Origin of the sequence: Bacillus sp. FSL K6-1106 (genome assembly GCF_038005245.1) — a bacterium.
GTDB classification, from domain to species: Bacteria; Bacillota; Bacilli; order Bacillales; family Bacillaceae; genus Bacillus; species Bacillus altitudinis.
Genome location: NZ_JBBOSV010000002.1, coordinates 128,833 through 145,537 on the forward strand (window position 1 = coordinate 128,833; position 16,705 = coordinate 145,537).

The following is a 16,705-nucleotide window of genomic DNA, read 5'->3' on the forward strand; positions in this document are numbered from 1 at the left end:
TTATCTCATCTTTTTTAATCTGCTTTGTACGTAAGGCTTGAATAGGACAAGCACAAATACCAATGAAATGAGAAGAGCAAGTCCGCTTCCCTTCCATCCACCTGCTAGGAAAACGGCGGAGCTCAGTACAATTGACTGGATGATGAGTACATTTCGTACGAGAACAAAAAAGCTTCGATCTTTTTCTTGCTGAGACACAGGATAAAGTGCCTGTAACGACAGATGAGCAAAGTGCTTTGTTAACGGGACAAGCTGTACACCTGTGATAAAGACTGTAAACAAGACAAGTAATGCCCCCACCCAGCCTGCTGCACCTGTATACAAGAGGATGAGCACAAACACGACCGTTAACCTAAACACAAGACCAAAATAGTCATTTGAACGTAAAAACGCCCTCACATACATATAAGAAAAAGCTTTACGCTGTTCATAAGGGACAAACTGCAAGACCCAGTCCATATACGCCCTTCTTTTCACTTGTTTCTTTAAATGAGGGACATCCGTAAATAAGTTTGCCAAGCGGTAAAAACGCTGTTTTCGTTTTAACTCATCAGAAATATGCAATTCCCATTGAAAAGGCTGTTTTTTTACTGCATTTGTTAGATAAATGAGATAGACAGCATATAAAAGATAAAAAACAATGGCAATGGCATAAGCTGCTTGTAAAACGGTATACATTAACATTGTATTGAGCAGAAAACGAATCACTGCATCAATCCATCTGACATGTTTCCTTTGAAAATAAGTGATTCTCCATTGAATCGCTGTATTCAGACCTTTTATTAAAATCATTTGCGCCAAAATGAGCACATAATATAGCATCAGATCGCCTGAGGAGACAGCCGAATATAGCGGAAGTGCAATAATGGACACGGCAATCAAAGGAAATAACTGAGAAATGAAGCTAAAGTTAAACGCTTGTTTTAAATAAGGGTCCATCTTAGCTTCCAAAGGAAGCATAAACACAAGATCTGCCTCTTTGATCAACGTTCGCACGTAAGAACTAGTCAGTACCAATGAGAAAACAACTGCCATGACCCAATAGGATGGGAAGTGAGCTGGAATATGCTTCAACCAATTACTGTACCAGCTCGCCCCGCCTGCAAGGAAAAAAATGAGCACAATCACAAGATGATCGTTGAACATATATTTTAAATATTTTCTTGTTTCTTGTACGTGTTCTTCTAATCGTGATTTCCAAATGGTTTGCGTTGTTTTACTCATAGCTTTCTTCCTTTGTTAATTCCAAATAAAGATCATCGAGAGTCGCATCTCTCATGTTGAACTGCTCTCTTAGTTCTGTCAGTGTTCCTTTCGCTCTAATTTCCCCTTCATGCAAAATAATAAAGGAATCACAATAACGTTCCGCTGTGGCTAAAATATGCGTTGACATCAGAACACTTGCGCCATTTTGTTTCGCCGCATTCATACGTTCTAATAGTGCGTTGATCGCAAGCGGATCAAGCCCTAAAAACGGCTCATCGATAATATACAACTCTGGCTCCACAAGAAACGCACACATAATCATCACCTTCTGCTTCATCCCTTTAGAAAAATGAGCAGGGAACCATTTCAATCGCTTCTCCATTCGGAATTCCTTCAGCAAAGACGGCAGACGTTCTTCTAATTGTTCTTTTGAAAGGCCGTAAGCCATCGCTGTCAGCTCTAAATGCTCTTTTAACGTTAATTCTTCATATAAGACAGGTGTCTCTGGAATAAACGTAAATTGTGAACGATACGCCTCTTGATCTTCTTGAAGGGTTCGTCCGTTCAGCTCAATGACCCCTTTATGAGGTTTCATTAATCCAATAATATGACGAATGGTTGTACTTTTTCCCGCCCCGTTTAAGCCAATGAGACCAACGATTTGGTTTCTTTCTAATTCAAATGAAATATTTTTCAGAACGGGATTCTTTGTATATCCACCCGTTACATCTTTTACAGTTAGAAGGGACATCAGTTCGTTCCTTTCTTTCTTTTTTCCTTTATAGTACCAAAAACGAAAGACAATTTGAAATGTTTACCTATAGACAACTCATGAATAAAATATCGGCATACTGGTCATCATAATGTATGTAGAAGAAATGAACTTGATGACCAATACGTAAATGAGGTGTTTGTTAAAGGCAATAACCGCATGACAAATTGGTTTTTCATCTAAAAACCTTAGCTACTGTTTTGCTTCACTGATTCTTGATTTTTGTGTCCTATACAAATATGTATACGACGAACCAAAACGTCAAATGAGGTGTTTACGGCAGAAATAGCAGGCATATGAATTCTTTATTTCAGTAAATAGAGAATTCAAAAGGCATATCAAATGAAAGCATCAGCATTTCTTCTGCAGGAGCAGGATGAGCGACCAAAGGAGTTCGCTTGTCCTGTTTTCTTTTTTGCTTCTTTTTGTGATACGATAAAGGAAAAATAATGAGGAGTGACATGGCGTGAGCGACTGCATTTTTTGCAAGATCATTGATGGAGACATTCCATGTGCAAAAGTATATGAAGACGAGCATGTATTGGCTTTTCTTGATATCAGCCAAGTAACAAAAGGACATACCCTTGTAATCCCGAAAATACATAAAGAAAACATTTATGACATGACACCAGAAGTGTCTAATCATTACTTCCAAGCGATTCCAAAAATCGCTAGAGCCATCAAACAGGAATTTGAACCAATTGGTTTAAACCTTCTAAACAACAACGGTGAAAAAGCCGGGCAATCTGTGTTCCATTACCATATGCACATCATTCCACGTTATGGCAAAGGCGACGGCTTTGGTGCCGTATGGAAATCTCACCAAGATCAATATACATCAGAGGATTTAAAAGACATTTCTTCTGCCATCCATACGCGCCTTACCTCATCTTAATTGATGAGGTTTTTCTTTTTTTCACTTCTTTTCTGTGCTTATCCTCTGAATCGTAAGATATTTAGGACGATTCAAATTTTTTGTCCAAATGCTTCAAATTTGTGATAGGATGGTTTTATCTTTTGATCCATTAACGCGAGAAATAGGGAGAGATTGTGATGAAGCGAACGACGAATTTTAATGCTGGTCCGGCGGCGCTGCCGCTAGAAGTGCTTCAAAAAGCACAGAAAGAACTTGTTGATTTTAAACAAACCGGGATGTCTGTGATGGAACTTTCTCATCGCAGCGGTGAGTATGAAGAAGTCCACAATAAAGCGAAAGCACTCTTGGTAGAATTGATGGACATTCCAGAAGATTATGAGGTCCTCTTTTTACAAGGCGGGGCAAGTCTTCAATTTGCAATGATTCCGATGAACTTCTTACATGAAGGCGAAACGGCTCATTTCATCCAAACAGGTGCTTGGTCAGAGAAAGCCTTGTCAGAAGCAAAAGGGTTTGGTGAAACATCAGTGTTTGCCTCAAGTGAAGACGACAACTATTCGTATATTCCAGATGTAGATGCTTCCGTTTTAACTGACGGTGCTTACTTGCACATCACATCGAACAATACCATTTTCGGTACTCAGTGGAAAACGTTCCCGAACACGTCACTCCCGCTTATTGCCGACATGTCCAGTGATATTCTCAGCAAAAAAATAGACGTGTCTTCATTTGATTTCATTTATGCCGGGGCACAAAAAAATCTAGGGCCTTCTGGTATCACGATTGTGATCGCGCACAAACGTTTATTAGAGAAAGAAAAAAGCGGCACACCTAAAATTTTAAAATATTCAACACATGCCAAAGCCAATTCTCTTTATCACACACCACCGACTTTTGCGATTTATATGCTATCCCTTGTCCTGGAGCATGTGAAACAGGCGGGCGGCGTAGAAGCAGCAGAAAAACGCAATGAACAAAAAGCAGCGCTTCTGTATGATACGATTGATCAAAGCGGCGGTTTTTACAAAGGACATGCACGTGCTGACAGCCGTTCACATATGAATGTCACGTTTACCCTGCGTGATGATGCACTCACTGCATCCTTTGTGGAGAAAGCAAAACAAGAACAAATGGTTGGACTCGCCGGCCACCGTTCTGTTGGCGGATGCAGAGCCTCGATTTACAACGCCGTCTCTATAGAAGACTGCCAAAAGCTTGCGGACTTTATGAAAAAGTTCCAGCAAGAAAATGAGTAAAAAGGCTTTTCTATCGTGAAATAAATTTGTTATAATAACGAGAAATATAAAGTCATGACTCTTGCAATAAATGATCAGCCATATTATTGGAGAGTTCTAAGAGCTTAGCAGAGGAGAGCATAGAAATGAAAACAAAAGAATTAGTGATTATGTCATTGCTTGCAGCAATGGGAGCTGTTTTGCATACGATTTTCCCGCCCATCTTTTTCGGAATGAAACCTGATATGATGCTGGTCATGATGTTTTTAAGCATCATCCTTTTTCCGAAGGTACAGCATGTCGTTGTGATCGCCCTAGTCACTGGGGTCATTTCCGCTTTGACAACAGGTTTTCCAGGCGGACAAATTCCCAATATGATTGATAAACCGGTGACAGCCTTTATCTTCTTAGCCCTTTTCTTATCTTGCCAGAAGATCAAGAACAAAGTCGTTCTGACCGCTGTACTCACCGCTGTTGGGACCGTCGTATCGGGCGTAATTTTCCTATCTGCCGCTTTACTGATTACTGGACTGCCGGCTGCGTTACCAGCACTTCTTGTAGGTGTTGTCCTACCAGCAACTGTGATCAATACGATAGCTATGGTATTTGTCTTCCCGATTGCTCAGTCGATATTAAAGCGTGCAAGAATGATTGAAGTCGCTTAACGAATAACTGAACCTCTTCATTGGATGAAGAGGTTTTTTTCATGCTTCTATAAAAGAAAAAGGGTAAGCAGCAAAATGGAGAGCGAAATCCCTGCACCTGCCGCACACACAATTGCTTTTTGTCTTAATACATGTTTTGGCGGATAAGACCCTGCATACCCAAGCTGTCTTACATAATGAATAGAACCACCTGCAAAAATCACACACATACACGTAAAAACGAACAGAAAGACAGACAACCTTCTCCCCTCCCTTTTCTTCAAAAGTATGCTAAAATAAAGCAAGCTATGTATGGAAGTTCAATGAAGCTGATCGTCAGCTCAGAGAGAACATGCGAATGTGTAAAATTTGACTAGAGGTGATTGGAATGGCTAGTGGACGTTCTTTATTAACAGGATTATTTGTAGGCGGTCTCCTCGGAGGTGCGGCAGTGCTCCTGACGACTCCCTCTTCTGGCAGAGATGTACGCGGAAAGATGAAAGACGGCTATGACAAATTCGAAGATACGCTGACAAGATTAAAAAGAGATGGACAAGCTTTAAAAGAGCAGATTGTTGAAACCGCAAAAGAAAGTGCTGAGGTCATTAAAGAGGTCGGAACTGAATTGCAAACATCCATTCAGCAATGGCGCGAGGAAATCAAACCTCATCAGCAGGACTTACAAAAGGAAATTCAGGAAATTGAGGAAAAGCTCAAACAACTGGAGAAAACCTTACAAAACTAATATACTCACAAAAAAATATTCGTTTACAAAAGTGTGCGGGGTGCGTATCCCGCACTTTTTTTGTTGAAAAAAGGTTATTTTGTCAATGTTTTTCATGACTTTTAAAAATTCTTGAATTTTCAGCTTTATTAATCTTTATTTTATTGGCATAATAGAATTACAAGAAAAAGAGAAGTAGGTGAAATGGATGAATCATTCGGAACAGCCTTTCGATGTAAAAGAAGCACTTTTATTCAGTCAAAGAATGGCCCAATTGAGCAAAGCTCTTTGGAAATCCATTGAAAAGGACTGGCAGCAGTGGATCAAACCGTATAACCTAAATATCAATGAACATCATATTTTGTGGATTGCGTATCAATTAAAAGGAGCTTCAATATCAGAAATTGCAAAGTTTGGCGTCATGCATGTATCAACGGCGTTTAACTTCTCTAAAAAATTAGAGGAAAGAGGATTTTTAAAATTTTCTAAAAAGTTAAACGATAAACGCAATACGTATATTGAACTAACGCCAAAAGGCGAAGAGACATTCCATAAACTACTCGAAGATTACGACCCGGCCCGAACTGGTATTGTCAAAGGCGCACAGCCGCTTCATGACATTTACGGAAAGTTCCCTGAAATTTTAGAAATGATGTGTATTATCCGAAACATTTATGGTGAGGATTTCATGGAGATTTTTGAGAAATCGTTTTCAAACATTGAGAAGGACTTTTTGAATGAGCGTGGGAAAGTCACGAAAAAGCCTGAAGAACTTGAAGACTCAGCGGAGGAAAAAGCGGCTAAAGCAAATCAAATTGTTTAATGATCTTTATAAATTCATTCATTAACGGCTGAAACAGCCCTTGATCATGCAAAGCAAAAATCGTCTCATGAACATCCAGCTTTTCAATTAACTGTCCCGCAAACAGCGCAAGGAGATCGTCGAACATGACGTAGCCTTGTGCTTTTTGCTTGTCCATTTCATCTGAGAGCTCAGCACAAATACGCTCAATGTCCTTTGCCTCTTCTTTCGATACACGCTGCCGGATCAATAGCGCATAATATGGATAACGGCTCATATCTGTCGCCGTCAGTAACAGTTCCATATAATATTCGAGCTGGCTCATTCGTTCCTCAATACTCATGTACGTTCCCTCTTTCTCTTAGTCACTCTATTTTAGCCGAAATTACTCATTGACGAAAGAGACGAACCTCCCTCTTATGTCTTTTTTTCTTGAAAAACCCAAAGTTTCCTCTCTTTATTCCATATGAATGTAACAATTTATTTTTTTTCTTGAAAACCATTGATTTTTATCCTCAGGAAGAGTAAATTATCTTGAGATATTCAATTAGTTTTTTTGAGATTGGAAGGATGAAAAATGAATTGTTGGAAGACCATTAATCTTGAAAAGGATTATGGTTATACGAGAATGATGATTTCAGCCATATGTCTGACTGTATTTTTTTTCATTATGGCATTTTTATGTTTTCAACTGACTCATCCTGAAACGAGGCTCAGCAGTCACAATGCACCGCTTTTTATCGTGCTTTTACTTGCGACATTGCTTGTCCACCGCGTGGTTCACTTGATCCCAGTCATGAAACATAAGAAAAAAATGACGTTATTTAAACGAAATTGCTGGCAGCGCGTGCCTAAGAGAGTGATGCTTTTCTCACTGCTCAGCCCGTTTTGTGTCATCTCACCTGTTTACTTTGTTTTAGGAATGGCATTTCCAATGTACGCACACTATTTTATCATGATCGCAAGTATTCATGCAGGCTATTGTTTGCCTGACTTTTTATTTGCTTGGAAACTGCTAAAAGCGCCAAAATCATGCATCATTGATCAAGCCCAAGACGAGTTTGATATTTTAGTTGACCCAACTTCCTCATCATGAGGTTTTTAAAGCCAACTTCTATCTTTTTCATAAAAAATTTGGTAATGTAGTATGGGAATAGCATAGAGAGGGGGGATCTCCGATAGTTTTATTTTACTTCATCGTCTTTGCCGCGTTTATTGTGTATTCAATAAACAGGCTTACTAATACATTATGCCTTGTCAGAGAGATTCCTGAAGAACGGCAAGATAAGGTGTTTCGCTTTATCAATGTATCGATACTGATCTTACTGATCTCATCATTTGTTGAAATTACCATATCTATTTAAGATCAAAGCAAAAGCTGCCTGTTTGATGGCAGCTTTTTGTGTATGATGATCTATTAGCAAATCCAAGATGCACCGATAATGATCAATAAGATAAATAATACGACGACTAGTGCAAAACCGCCAGCAAAGACTTCTCCTCCCATGTGAAAACACCTCCTGCCAGTTCTTCCTCTGTTCTAAGCTCAGTGTATGCAGAAAATTTTAAAACGTTTAGGCACTTGTCATCGTTTTAAAAAAGAACCGCCCGCACGCATGGCAGGACGGCTCCTTTCTGTCACAGCGATTTAATTAATAAAGATATGCTGCACCAACGATGATCAGCAAAATGAATAGCACGACCAATAAAGCAAACCCATTAGAATATCCTGCTCCCATATAATTCAGCCTCCTTTTTGTGATCAATATATGTGTATGTTGGTCGCAAAAATTTGACTAGACGAATGCCCTCCCATTTGCATTTCTTTTTACAGCATGTCACAATATGTTATGATACAAGCAATGATAAATAAATTGGAAAGATTAGGAGTGTTTTTTGAATGAAAAAAATGGCTTTAGCAGCTGTAACAGCAGTAAGTGTTTTAACTCTTGGCGCATGCAGTAGCGGTGACAAAGAAGTGATCGCAACAACAAAATCAGGAGATGTCACAAAAGAAGAGCTTTACACAACTCTTAAGAAACAAGCAGGTGGAGATGCTTTAAACCTACTTGTTCAACAAAAGGTTCTTGCTGACAAATACAAAGTATCAGATAAAGAAATTGATAAGAAATTGGAAGAATATAAAAAGACACTTGGTGAAGATCGTTTAAAACAACTTCAAGATGAATTCGGAAAAGATTACATCAAAGATCAAGTAAAATATGAGCTGCTGACTCAAAAGGCTGCCAAAGCTAACATCAAAATCACTGACAAAGAAGTAAAAGCGTATTACGATGACCTAAAAGGGAAAATCCGCGCAAGCCACATTTTAGTTGCTGACAAGAAAACAGCAGATGAAGTAGAAAAGAAATTAGATAAAGGCGAAAAGTGGGATGACCTTGTATCTGAATATTCAACTGACACTGCTTCAGCAGCACAAGGCGGCGATGTAGGCTGGTTCGCAAAAGAAGGCCAAATGGATGAGAACTTCAGTAAAGCTGCCTTCAAACTAAAAGTAAATGAAATCAGCAAACCAGTAAAATCTCAATTTGGTTACCATATCATTAAAAAGACCGAAGAACGCGGTAAATACGATGACATGAAAGCAGACTTGAAAAAAGAACTGCTTGATCAAAAACAAGCAGATAACAACGAAATTCAAACGATCTTAAACAAATTGGTGAAAGATGCTGATGTGAAAGTAAAAGATAAAGAACTTGAAAATACATTCAAAGAAAAATCTGAGCAAACCACACAACAAACACCAAACCAATAATGAACGAAAAACCCCTCTACATGAACTTGTAGAGGGGTTTTTTTATTCTTATTGATTATGCAATCGAATGGTCCTCATGCTTCGCCGTTTCCTGGGATCGTTTCATTTGCTGTCCTTGACGTCTACGCTCTCTCTCCTGCTCCATTCGTTCGATAAAGATTTCTCCCTCTTTTTCAATAAAGGATTGATCAATCTCTTGCTCCTCTTTGGCTGTCGTCATTAATTTATAGGCACAAAAAATAATGCCAATGATACATGCATATACCCACCATGGAAAAAATAACATTGTCTTCGCCTCCTTTTTCAGGACTAATCTCTCTTCCTTCGTGTTACATGCTTATGCGAAAAGAAGACAAGTTATGAAAAAAAACGCCCGCATCAAACGGGCGTTTTATCATGATGATTCATTGTGAAAGGTTGGTTTATAAAACGAACGATTCTCTAGTGCAAAAATACGCTCTGTATATTCTCCTGGCTTCACATGCTCAAGCGCACGATCCATCATGTTCATTTTTGCATCTAAATTATCTATATAGTGGAGAATTTCGGCTTCCTTCACCATTGGTGGTTTAGGACTGCCCCACTCCCCTTTTCCATGATGACTCAGCACTAAATGCTGCAGAATTAGAATTTCCTCAGAATCAATGCCAAGCTCCTCTGCGGCTTTCGCAATTTCTGTCACCATAATAGAAATGTGGCCAATTAAGTTCCCTTCTACTGTATATGTGGTGGAGACAGGACCCGAAAGCTCTTTGACTTTCCCTAAATCGTGTAGAATGATCCCTGAATATAAAAGATCTCGATCTAGTGATGGGTATAGATCAACAATGGATTTCGCTAAATGAAGCATCGATACCACGTGATAGGCAAGACCCGAGACAAACTCGTGATGGTTTTTCGTAGCTGCTGGGTAATCAGCGAATTCCTGTCCATATTTCTTCAGCAAATGTCTTGTGACACGCTGAATATTAGGGTTTTTCATATCAAAAATATATTGCATGATGGTATCCATCATATCGTGCTTTGGAATAGGAGCTGTTTCTAGAAAATCATCAATGCGGATTTGCTCGTTTTCAGCAACAGGACGTATATTCCTAAGCTTCAGCTGATTCCTTCCGCGATAATGATGAATATCACCTACTACCTTCACAATGGTTTGCGCAGCATATGTGAGTTCATCATTCTGCTTTGCATCCCATAGCTTCGCCTCAATATCTCCACTTTGATCTTGAAGAATTAACGTTAAAAATGGTTTGCCATTACTCGCAATCCCTTTAGTAGATGATTTAATTAATAAATGCAGGTCAACTTGTTCGCCGACGTCATAGGTCATGATCCCTTTAGCCATTCAATAAATGCTCCTTCCATGTTTCTGCTCATATAAGTATAACATAAGTCATAATTTGTCAATCATTCCACTGCTAAGCTCGTAATCTGCCCGTCTTCCGCTGCTTGTTTCATATAATGATGACAAGTGAAATAAAACAGCTGTGTTTCAAAACGAGTGAGTTCACTCATCAGCTCCAGCACCCTGTCTAGACGGACATGATCAAAGTGAACGAAACTGTCATCCATCATAAATGGGAGCTGACAATCTTGCTGGTGGGACAAAGCAAGTGCAAAACGAATCGAGAGATAAATTTGTTCACATGTTGCTTGTGAAAGCTCCTCCGGGCGGAATAGGCGTCCATCCCTCCGTTTCACAATCAGCCGGTCATCTTCGGCAGAAAATAAAATCACTTCATATCGATCATTCGTTAACGGCTGAATAAATCGGGAAGCTGTTTGGAGGAGTGCTGGTAGCCTCGTTTCTTTATGCTCATTGAGTTTCTCTCGAATGACGGAACGCACGAGCTGTATAGCCGCCCATTTTTCCGCTAGATGCTTTGCCTGCTCCTGCTCTACAGCAAGCTGATGAGTCAAATCAGACACTGTACCTGATGCTTCTATTTGGCGTATTTCTACTGCTAATTCTGCCAAGCGTTTTTTCATATTCGTCACATTCTCTTGCATGTCATTCAGATGTCTTTTTGCTTGTGCACACTGCTCCTCAAGGGTGCGTAAACCTTTACGGACAATGACCTCTTCCTCATCTATATAACCGCTTTTGTGCAGCTCTTGGTTCAGCTGCTGCAAATTGTACAGCCGCTCCCGGTATTCTTTGGATAGATGAGATAGGACATGATAATCTTCTTTTGACGCTGCTTCTACTTTTCGAAAAAGCTCGTCCGTTTGTTTTTCATAATATTGAACTTCTCCTTCTAATGTTGTCAGCTGCTGCTCTACATGTTGAATGGATACGTGCAATGTCTGACGTTCTTTTTCTCTTTTTTCCTCATCTTTCAATATCTCTTGAAAGGCTGAGATATTCTCTTGAATGGTCCCTTCTTTTCTTTGAAGGAGACTCATGAGCGCTGAAACTCTTTGCTCGTAGGTCGATTGCTGCTGTGTGAGCATCTCTATTTCCTTGTTAAGCGCCTCATATGCCGCTGTATTCGCTTTTAATTGTTTCAAGATATGGAAAGCTTCCACAAGGAATGAGAGCTCTGAGGACAAACCCAGCTGCCTTCTCATATCTTCTACTTGCTGCTGTACAGGTTCCAGTTCCCGCTCCCAGTCTTCATATTGCTGTATCATTCTTTCGTATAAAAGCTCCTTTTGCTTCACTAGCGTTTCAGCTGAAGCTGTTTGAACGTGAAAGGAATGATAGGCGTTACTGTCGTTTGCTTCCTTCAGCTGAGTCTGTTTAAGCACTGGATAAATAGCGATCAAGACAAAAACGGAAAATCCTGCAAACAGTAACGTCACCCAGCTCTCTGCTAAAACGAATAAGACCGTGAGAATGACAGCACATAGCACGAACATCAGCGGGAATAACCACACTCTGGAATGATTCTGTTTCACTGTAGCCCTTGTGCCCCTGACATCTTCTGCATCTTGCTGTTTAACGGGCTGCTCCTTTAATCCTTTTAGAGCGGTTTCCGCTTCTTCCAGCTCATGTCTTGCATGATCAAACCGGTCATCGAGCTGTGTTTTCCTATCCATTAAACGAACGTATTGGCTCACAGCCTCTTTTAATTCCCACTCAAAGTCAAGTGAATCATCCAGCTGGTCAAGCTTGATTGGACGCTGCCACTTCAGCTTCGCTGATGCTTCTTCTATTTTTTGTTTCAAAGAATTCTGCTCTGTTTTCCCTGCTGCTAAGCGTTTCTTCACAAGTTCAGCATCCGATGATTCAGCTATGACTCGCTTCATCTCCAATACCGTATCCTTGTCATAGAGTGGCTGAACTTGCGTGAGCGACGTTTGCAAATGATCTAATTTTTGTTTCAGTGCCGTCACTTGCGCCTTTTTTGGGTGAAGGTGTGATTCTAATTTATCAAGTTCATGCGCAGTTTCCGGTCTAAACCGTTTGACTCGTTCTGGATAACTAGCCAAATCTTTTTTTAACTCTATCTTGTTTTCTATCATAGGATAAAGTCGAATATGTTCCGTCAAAAGCTGAATCTCTTCTTCAGTCTGTCTCATTTCATGCTGAAGCATTTCTACCTTCTCGGTTAATTCAGCTTGTTCTTTTTTCTTTGCGGTATAACGACTTTCTACCAATTTGGCCTGTTTCAACTTACCTGACAGCTCTTTTACATGATCAAGCTGCTGATTTAATTCAGGCTTACGTCCATTGGGCTTAAAAAGCTGCTCCTGCTGTTTTAGCAGCCTGCTGTCCATTTTGGATGCCGCATCTGAGCCAAACAAACTTGAAAAGAGTAGAAATTCCCCTATTTGATCTTGATTTAATGCTTGTACATTTTGCAGACCAAACACGTCAAAAGAATAGATTGATTGGTATAATCTGCGATCTGTTCCCTTTAACATCGCATGTAGAAACGCTTCATCTTTCACTTCACCATTTGGTAGCAACACCTGAGCTTGGCCGCCATGATCAGATGTTCTTTCAATATGAATCACACCTAATTCCTCATCAAAACATGTAAGAGACCCGCCATAAAATGAGCCATGCTTTGGCTTATACATATGGCTTTTAGAAAAACCAAATAACATCGATTCAATAAACGCCTTCAATGTCGTTTTCCCCGATTCATTCAGGCCATAAACTAACTGAAAACCGTCATCAGAAAAGTGGAAGGTTTGATTGGAAAATTTCCCGAAATTCGCAATATGGAGTGAACGTATTTTCATCATGCCTCTCCTTTTCTCATAAATGCTTCAGCTGTTCTGCCAGCAGCCTTTGTGCCTCTTCTTTAATATCGATCTCGTCCTCTTTTGTAAAAGCTCTTCCTGCCTTTCTATAGGTTGGATGACGCTTGATCGGTGAAAGCAGCTCATCATACGCATCAAACTCGGCAATTTCTGCTGTTAGTTCTGTCAAAAAAGAATCTTCTGGATAGACGGCATCTTCATGTGTCCGGCAGTCAATCGACATCACCCAAACGAACAAGTCTTCATCTTCCTCCTGTTCATGAAGAACAGCCATCAGCTCCTCAAGCACTTCAAGCTGCGTGAGCTCCATATAAGCAGGAGCATCGCCAGTTAGTTCGATTTTCACAAAATGAGGAACACCTCTCTCTTTCAGTCCACTCATCTTTTTGTCCACAAGTATCACAAGATCGGTCATATGAGCGGTATGTGTGATATCTATTGTCAATGTCTCAAAGATGACATCTGAACAGCCCATAAACTCCGCTCTTTGAGCATCTTCAGATAGGTAAACGACATAACAGCCTTTCTCTCCTGTTTCTTTTATATGTCTTCCTTGCACGTTTCCAGGATAGATCACCATTGGGTCTTCATGCAGAAGAGCCCGCTTATGAATATGTCCAAGCGCCCAATAATCAAAATCCCGCGCTAGAAGCTGCTGAAGCTGAAATGGTGCATACGCATCATGCCCTTCTTGACCTGCTAATGTGCCGTGAAGCATTGCAATATGATAAGGGGCATCTGTTGTTTTTTCATAATAAGGTGTCATATTTTCATGGACAGCTCGATCTTTGTAGCTGAACCCGTAAATACTTGCCACAAGCTGACCTTCTCTATAAAAGGCTTGCTCACTTGGCGTACTGCTCAAAAAAACGTGAACATTCTCTGGCCACTCAATTGGTGTCCATTCACCACCTAAATGATCATGATTACCATAAATAATAAACACTTCAATCCCGTGTGATTGTAGCTGTAGAAACTGATTTCTTAAAAAAAGCTGTGCTTTTAGGCTGCGATTCGATTCGTCAAATATATCTCCGCTCAGCAGCATAAAGTCTACTTCTCGATCAATCGCAAGTTCAAACATGTTCTTGGCACTTTGAAATGTACTTTCTTTCAACCTCTTAAAAATTCGGTTCGGTATATTGGACATTCCCGCAAACGGACTATCTAAATGAAGATCTGCGGCATGAATAAAAGTGAGCTTCGTCAAACGTCTATCTCCTTGTACGTTACTGTAGTTGTCCATATTTTATCACGCCGTTTTTACGAATGCACGTTCTATCGCTCTCATTCTAAAAAACACATTTTTAGGGGTGAAAAAAGAGGTTTTAACTTCCTCCTTGTATAATTCATTAAAAAACAAGAAGGAAGGGAAGATCAGAGATGGAGAAAACCTACTATTTGACTGTATTTGATTCGTCAGGTGAAACCTTATTAAACGAAAAAATCACCACAGATAGTGATGAAAAAGCAAAAGAATTAGGACGTCATCGTTTAATCGAACAACAATACACAAAGCATTCTCACCGGCTCGTAAATGATGCAGGTAAACTTCTTTTATTTGAACGTTAAAAAAGCCGGCATCCGCCGGCCATTCATTCTTCTATTTAATGAAACACAGGACGTCTTTTTTCCAAAAATGCTTGAACACCCTCCTGATGATCACGGCTTTGTCTCAGTCTAGCTTGTGCAGCACGCTCTTTTTGAAGAACGGCTAACAGCTGTGATTCTGACTGCTGAAAATAAATCATCTTTGTTTCAACAAAGGCTTGAAGCGGCATATTTAAAAATGGCTTGACGCACGCTTTTTGATACGTATCCACCTCATCTTGAAACACGCCGTCTGCAAGGCGAAGCTTGAGCGCTTCTTCAGCCAGTAGCTTTTGTCCGCTCCAAATCAATTGTTTAGCGGTTTGTTCACTAACTCTTTTGGTGAGGAAAAAATGCCCTCCGCCATCTGGGATTAACCCGATTCCATTAAAGTTCATGGCAAGTTTAGCATCTTGATGCATAAACAAATAGTCACAGCTAAGGGCAAAGCTAAAAGCAAGACCAGCCGCTGCCCCGTGGACAAGTGCAATCGTCACTTTTTTCATACTGGCTAAAGAAAGTGTAATTCCCTCGATCAAATCCATCACGCGATGAAAATCTTCTTCACGATCTTGCTTTAGCATCATGCCAATATCTCCGCCTGCTGAAAACCCTTTGCCCATCCCCTTAAGAACAACAATTTTCGCACTGCTCTCACTCGCTGTATCACACGCTTCCTTCAATTCAGCAAACATGTCAACATGAAACGAATTATACGCTTCAGGTCTATTGAAAACGATTTCAAAAATATCCCCGTCTACCTGACAATTGATATATGTCATCATCCATTCCCCCTCTTTCTTTTCAAACTCATGACTTACTTCAATTTCCATCAAGTAATTCCTTTTCCTCTACACAAAAAAATTTCAAGATCAACTGATACTAAAATAAGCATAATTGTTGAAACGAGAAATATATTTTTATATAGTAAAATAAGAAATAAAACATCATATGAAAGGGGGAGAATGATTGATAAGAAGTTCCATATGTATATTGATTAGCTGCATCGTCATGTTTTCTCCCTTTTCAAATGTCGTTTTTGCTTCACAAGCAGAAGCGAGCACACCGAGCCTGATTTCTCCATCGATTTATGATGAAGAAATCAACGCTGTGAAGACACCTCCATTTTCAAAAAAACATGCATCCTCTCTTCTGCTAAAACAGAGGTTATCAATGGGCGCTTCAAAAGCTTTTCTTGTAAAGCTTGCACCAGCCACAGCGTTATCTATTGATTTATGTTTTTTAGAAATGAAGTGTGCAATCCCCATTATGTACCAATCAAATTACCTCGACTGATTCATTTTATTTCATCCGTACTCACTATATGAAAAACAAAACCTATCATATTCGGAGGGATAAAATGAACATTAAAGAAAATGATCTTCCTGGGATTGGAAAGAAATTTGAAATTGAAACGAGAAATAGAGAAAAGATGACGATTGTGATTCATGATGATGGCAGACGGGAGATTTATCGTTTCGACGATGAAGATCCAGATGAAGTACTGTCCACCATTTCTCTCGATGATGCTGAAGCCCGGCAAATTGCTGCCATTATTGGCGGTATGGTGTATAAGCCGCAAGCACTTGAAACGATTGAAATGGCGTTCAATGATTTGATCATTGAATGGTTTAAGGTAGAAAAAGACGCAAAAGCGGTTGGACATACACTCGGCGATTTAGATGTGAGACAAAATTATGAAGTCACCGTCATTGCGATCATTAAACATACAAATGAAAAATTACTCAACCCCGGTGCCGATTCGATAATTCAAGCAAATGATACGATGGTCATTTCAGGCGAAAGAAAACACTTGAAGCGATTGATACGTGATTTTCTTTCTAGAGGGGGAGAGTGATGA

The 16,705-nt window shown here is 39.8% G+C and carries 22 protein-coding genes; 11 read left to right on the plus strand and 11 right to left on the minus strand.

Annotation, left to right across the window (positions count from 1 at the left end; genetic code table 11):
* Together MHI20_RS15230 and MHI20_RS15235 are read right to left on the minus strand one after the other, a co-directional pair.
* A complete protein-coding gene (locus MHI20_RS15230) occupies nucleotides 1–1,224 on the minus strand; it encodes an ABC transporter permease (protein WP_340939541.1) in 1,224 nt (407 codons plus the stop codon).
* Nucleotides 1,217–1,957: an ABC transporter ATP-binding protein gene (locus MHI20_RS15235; protein ID WP_008348877.1), complete on the minus strand. Its 741-nt coding sequence runs from the start codon at nucleotides 1,955–1,957 to the stop codon at nucleotides 1,217–1,219. Before MHI20_RS15235 ends, MHI20_RS15230 begins: the two co-directional genes overlap by 8 nt.
* Before the next feature lie 487 nt (nucleotides 1,958–2,444).
* Between MHI20_RS15235 and MHI20_RS15240 the strand changes: the two genes are divergently transcribed.
* The 3 genes from MHI20_RS15240 to MHI20_RS15250 all read left to right on the plus strand — a co-directional run bounded on the left by MHI20_RS15240 (nucleotide 2,445) and on the right by MHI20_RS15250 (nucleotide 4,755).
* Nucleotides 2,445–2,873 (plus strand): HIT family protein, encoded by a 429-nt coding sequence (locus tag MHI20_RS15240; protein WP_008348883.1) that lies wholly within the window; start codon nucleotides 2,445–2,447, stop codon nucleotides 2,871–2,873.
* Nucleotides 2,874–3,031: 158 nt separating this feature from the next.
* Nucleotides 3,032–4,111 carry a 3-phosphoserine/phosphohydroxythreonine transaminase gene (serC, locus tag MHI20_RS15245; protein ID WP_340939544.1) on the plus strand — a complete coding sequence of 360 codons (1,080 nt, stop codon included), beginning with the start codon at nucleotides 3,032–3,034 and terminating at the stop codon, nucleotides 4,109–4,111.
* A gap of 125 nt (nucleotides 4,112–4,236) precedes the next feature.
* Nucleotides 4,237–4,755, plus strand: coding sequence for a tryptophan transporter (locus MHI20_RS15250; RefSeq protein WP_008348886.1), 519 nt, complete (start codon nucleotides 4,237–4,239; stop codon nucleotides 4,753–4,755).
* Nucleotides 4,756–4,802: 47 nt separating this feature from the next.
* On the opposite strand, the gene MHI20_RS15255 is transcribed toward MHI20_RS15250, so the two are convergent.
* Nucleotides 4,803–4,994 carry a hypothetical protein gene (locus tag MHI20_RS15255; RefSeq protein ID WP_008348888.1) on the minus strand — a complete coding sequence of 64 codons (192 nt, stop codon included), beginning with the start codon at nucleotides 4,992–4,994 and terminating at the stop codon, nucleotides 4,803–4,805.
* Nucleotides 4,995–5,122: 128 nt separating this feature from the next.
* Between MHI20_RS15255 and MHI20_RS15260 the strand changes: the two genes are divergently transcribed.
* Nucleotides 5,123–5,479, plus strand: coding sequence for a YtxH domain-containing protein (locus MHI20_RS15260; RefSeq protein ID WP_007497160.1), 357 nt, complete (start codon nucleotides 5,123–5,125; stop codon nucleotides 5,477–5,479).
* A 187-nt stretch (nucleotides 5,480–5,666) separates the two neighbouring features.
* A complete protein-coding gene (locus tag MHI20_RS15265; protein ID WP_008348891.1) occupies nucleotides 5,667–6,281 on the plus strand; it encodes an HTH-type transcriptional regulator Hpr in 615 nt (204 codons plus the stop codon).
* On the opposite strand, the gene MHI20_RS15270 is transcribed toward MHI20_RS15265, so the two are convergent.
* Entirely contained in the window at nucleotides 6,259–6,603 is a 345-nt protein-coding gene (locus tag MHI20_RS15270) for a YhaI family protein (protein WP_007497157.1), read from the minus strand. The genes MHI20_RS15265 and MHI20_RS15270 overlap by 23 nt on opposite strands.
* Nucleotides 6,604–6,837: 234 nt before the next feature.
* On the opposite strand from MHI20_RS15270, the gene MHI20_RS15275 reads away from it, so the two are divergent.
* Nucleotides 6,838–7,356 (plus strand): DUF3267 domain-containing protein, encoded by a 519-nt coding sequence (locus tag MHI20_RS15275; protein WP_008348895.1) that lies wholly within the window; start codon nucleotides 6,838–6,840, stop codon nucleotides 7,354–7,356.
* An 82-nt stretch (nucleotides 7,357–7,438) separates the two neighbouring features.
* Complete coding sequence (locus MHI20_RS15280) at nucleotides 7,439–7,624, plus strand: hypothetical protein (protein WP_072368131.1); 186 nt, start codon at nucleotides 7,439–7,441, stop codon at nucleotides 7,622–7,624.
* 53 nt (nucleotides 7,625–7,677) lie between these two features.
* On the opposite strand, the gene MHI20_RS15285 is transcribed toward MHI20_RS15280, so the two are convergent.
* Nucleotides 7,678–7,767 carry a YjcZ family sporulation protein gene (locus MHI20_RS15285; RefSeq protein WP_017360317.1) on the minus strand — a complete coding sequence of 30 codons (90 nt, stop codon included), beginning with the start codon at nucleotides 7,765–7,767 and terminating at the stop codon, nucleotides 7,678–7,680.
* 145 nt (nucleotides 7,768–7,912) lie between these two features.
* Nucleotides 7,913–7,999: a YjcZ family sporulation protein gene (locus tag MHI20_RS15290; protein ID WP_008361129.1), complete on the minus strand. Its 87-nt coding sequence runs from the start codon at nucleotides 7,997–7,999 to the stop codon at nucleotides 7,913–7,915.
* Between the two features lie 161 nt (nucleotides 8,000–8,160).
* On the opposite strand from MHI20_RS15290, the gene MHI20_RS15295 reads away from it, so the two are divergent.
* Nucleotides 8,161–9,036 (plus strand): peptidylprolyl isomerase, encoded by an 876-nt coding sequence (locus tag MHI20_RS15295; protein WP_024719991.1) that lies wholly within the window; start codon nucleotides 8,161–8,163, stop codon nucleotides 9,034–9,036.
* Between the two features lie 55 nt (nucleotides 9,037–9,091).
* Here the strand turns inward: MHI20_RS15295 and MHI20_RS15300 are convergent, their stop codons facing one another.
* The 4 genes from MHI20_RS15300 to MHI20_RS15315 all read right to left on the minus strand — a co-directional run bounded on the left by MHI20_RS15300 (nucleotide 9,092) and on the right by MHI20_RS15315 (nucleotide 14,464).
* On the minus strand, nucleotides 9,092–9,322 hold the full coding sequence (locus MHI20_RS15300; protein WP_017360318.1) for a sporulation YhaL family protein: 231 nt from the start codon (nucleotides 9,320–9,322) through the stop codon (nucleotides 9,092–9,094).
* A gap of 108 nt (nucleotides 9,323–9,430) precedes the next feature.
* Nucleotides 9,431–10,384 carry a 3'-5' exoribonuclease YhaM gene (yhaM, locus tag MHI20_RS15305; protein WP_007497151.1) on the minus strand — a complete coding sequence of 318 codons (954 nt, stop codon included), beginning with the start codon at nucleotides 10,382–10,384 and terminating at the stop codon, nucleotides 9,431–9,433.
* A gap of 62 nt (nucleotides 10,385–10,446) precedes the next feature.
* A complete protein-coding gene (locus tag MHI20_RS15310; RefSeq protein ID WP_340939558.1) occupies nucleotides 10,447–13,233 on the minus strand; it encodes an ATP-binding protein in 2,787 nt (928 codons plus the stop codon).
* Nucleotides 13,234–13,249: 16 nt separating this feature from the next.
* Nucleotides 13,250–14,464: a metallophosphoesterase family protein gene (locus MHI20_RS15315; protein WP_047946609.1), complete on the minus strand. Its 1,215-nt coding sequence runs from the start codon at nucleotides 14,462–14,464 to the stop codon at nucleotides 13,250–13,252.
* A gap of 173 nt (nucleotides 14,465–14,637) precedes the next feature.
* On the opposite strand from MHI20_RS15315, the gene MHI20_RS15320 reads away from it, so the two are divergent.
* On the plus strand, nucleotides 14,638–14,826 hold the full coding sequence (locus MHI20_RS15320; RefSeq protein ID WP_024719988.1) for a YhzD family protein: 189 nt from the start codon (nucleotides 14,638–14,640) through the stop codon (nucleotides 14,824–14,826).
* Between the two features lie 35 nt (nucleotides 14,827–14,861).
* Here the strand turns inward: MHI20_RS15320 and MHI20_RS15325 are convergent, their stop codons facing one another.
* Complete coding sequence (locus tag MHI20_RS15325) at nucleotides 14,862–15,677, minus strand: enoyl-CoA hydratase (protein WP_340939562.1); 816 nt, start codon at nucleotides 15,675–15,677, stop codon at nucleotides 14,862–14,864.
* A 136-nt stretch (nucleotides 15,678–15,813) separates the two neighbouring features.
* Here MHI20_RS15325 and MHI20_RS15330 point away from each other — a divergent pair, with 136 nt between their 5' ends.
* Both MHI20_RS15330 and MHI20_RS15335 read left to right on the plus strand, forming a co-directional pair.
* Entirely contained in the window at nucleotides 15,814–16,140 is a 327-nt protein-coding gene (locus MHI20_RS15330; RefSeq protein WP_234710318.1) for a potassium:proton antiporter, read from the plus strand.
* 64 nt (nucleotides 16,141–16,204) lie between these two features.
* The gene (locus MHI20_RS15335; protein ID WP_017366937.1) at nucleotides 16,205–16,702 is read left to right on the plus strand and encodes a cation:proton antiporter regulatory subunit; all 498 of its coding nucleotides are present in this window, start codon (nucleotides 16,205–16,207) and stop codon (nucleotides 16,700–16,702) included.
* Nucleotides 16,703–16,705: the final 3 nt, after the last annotated feature.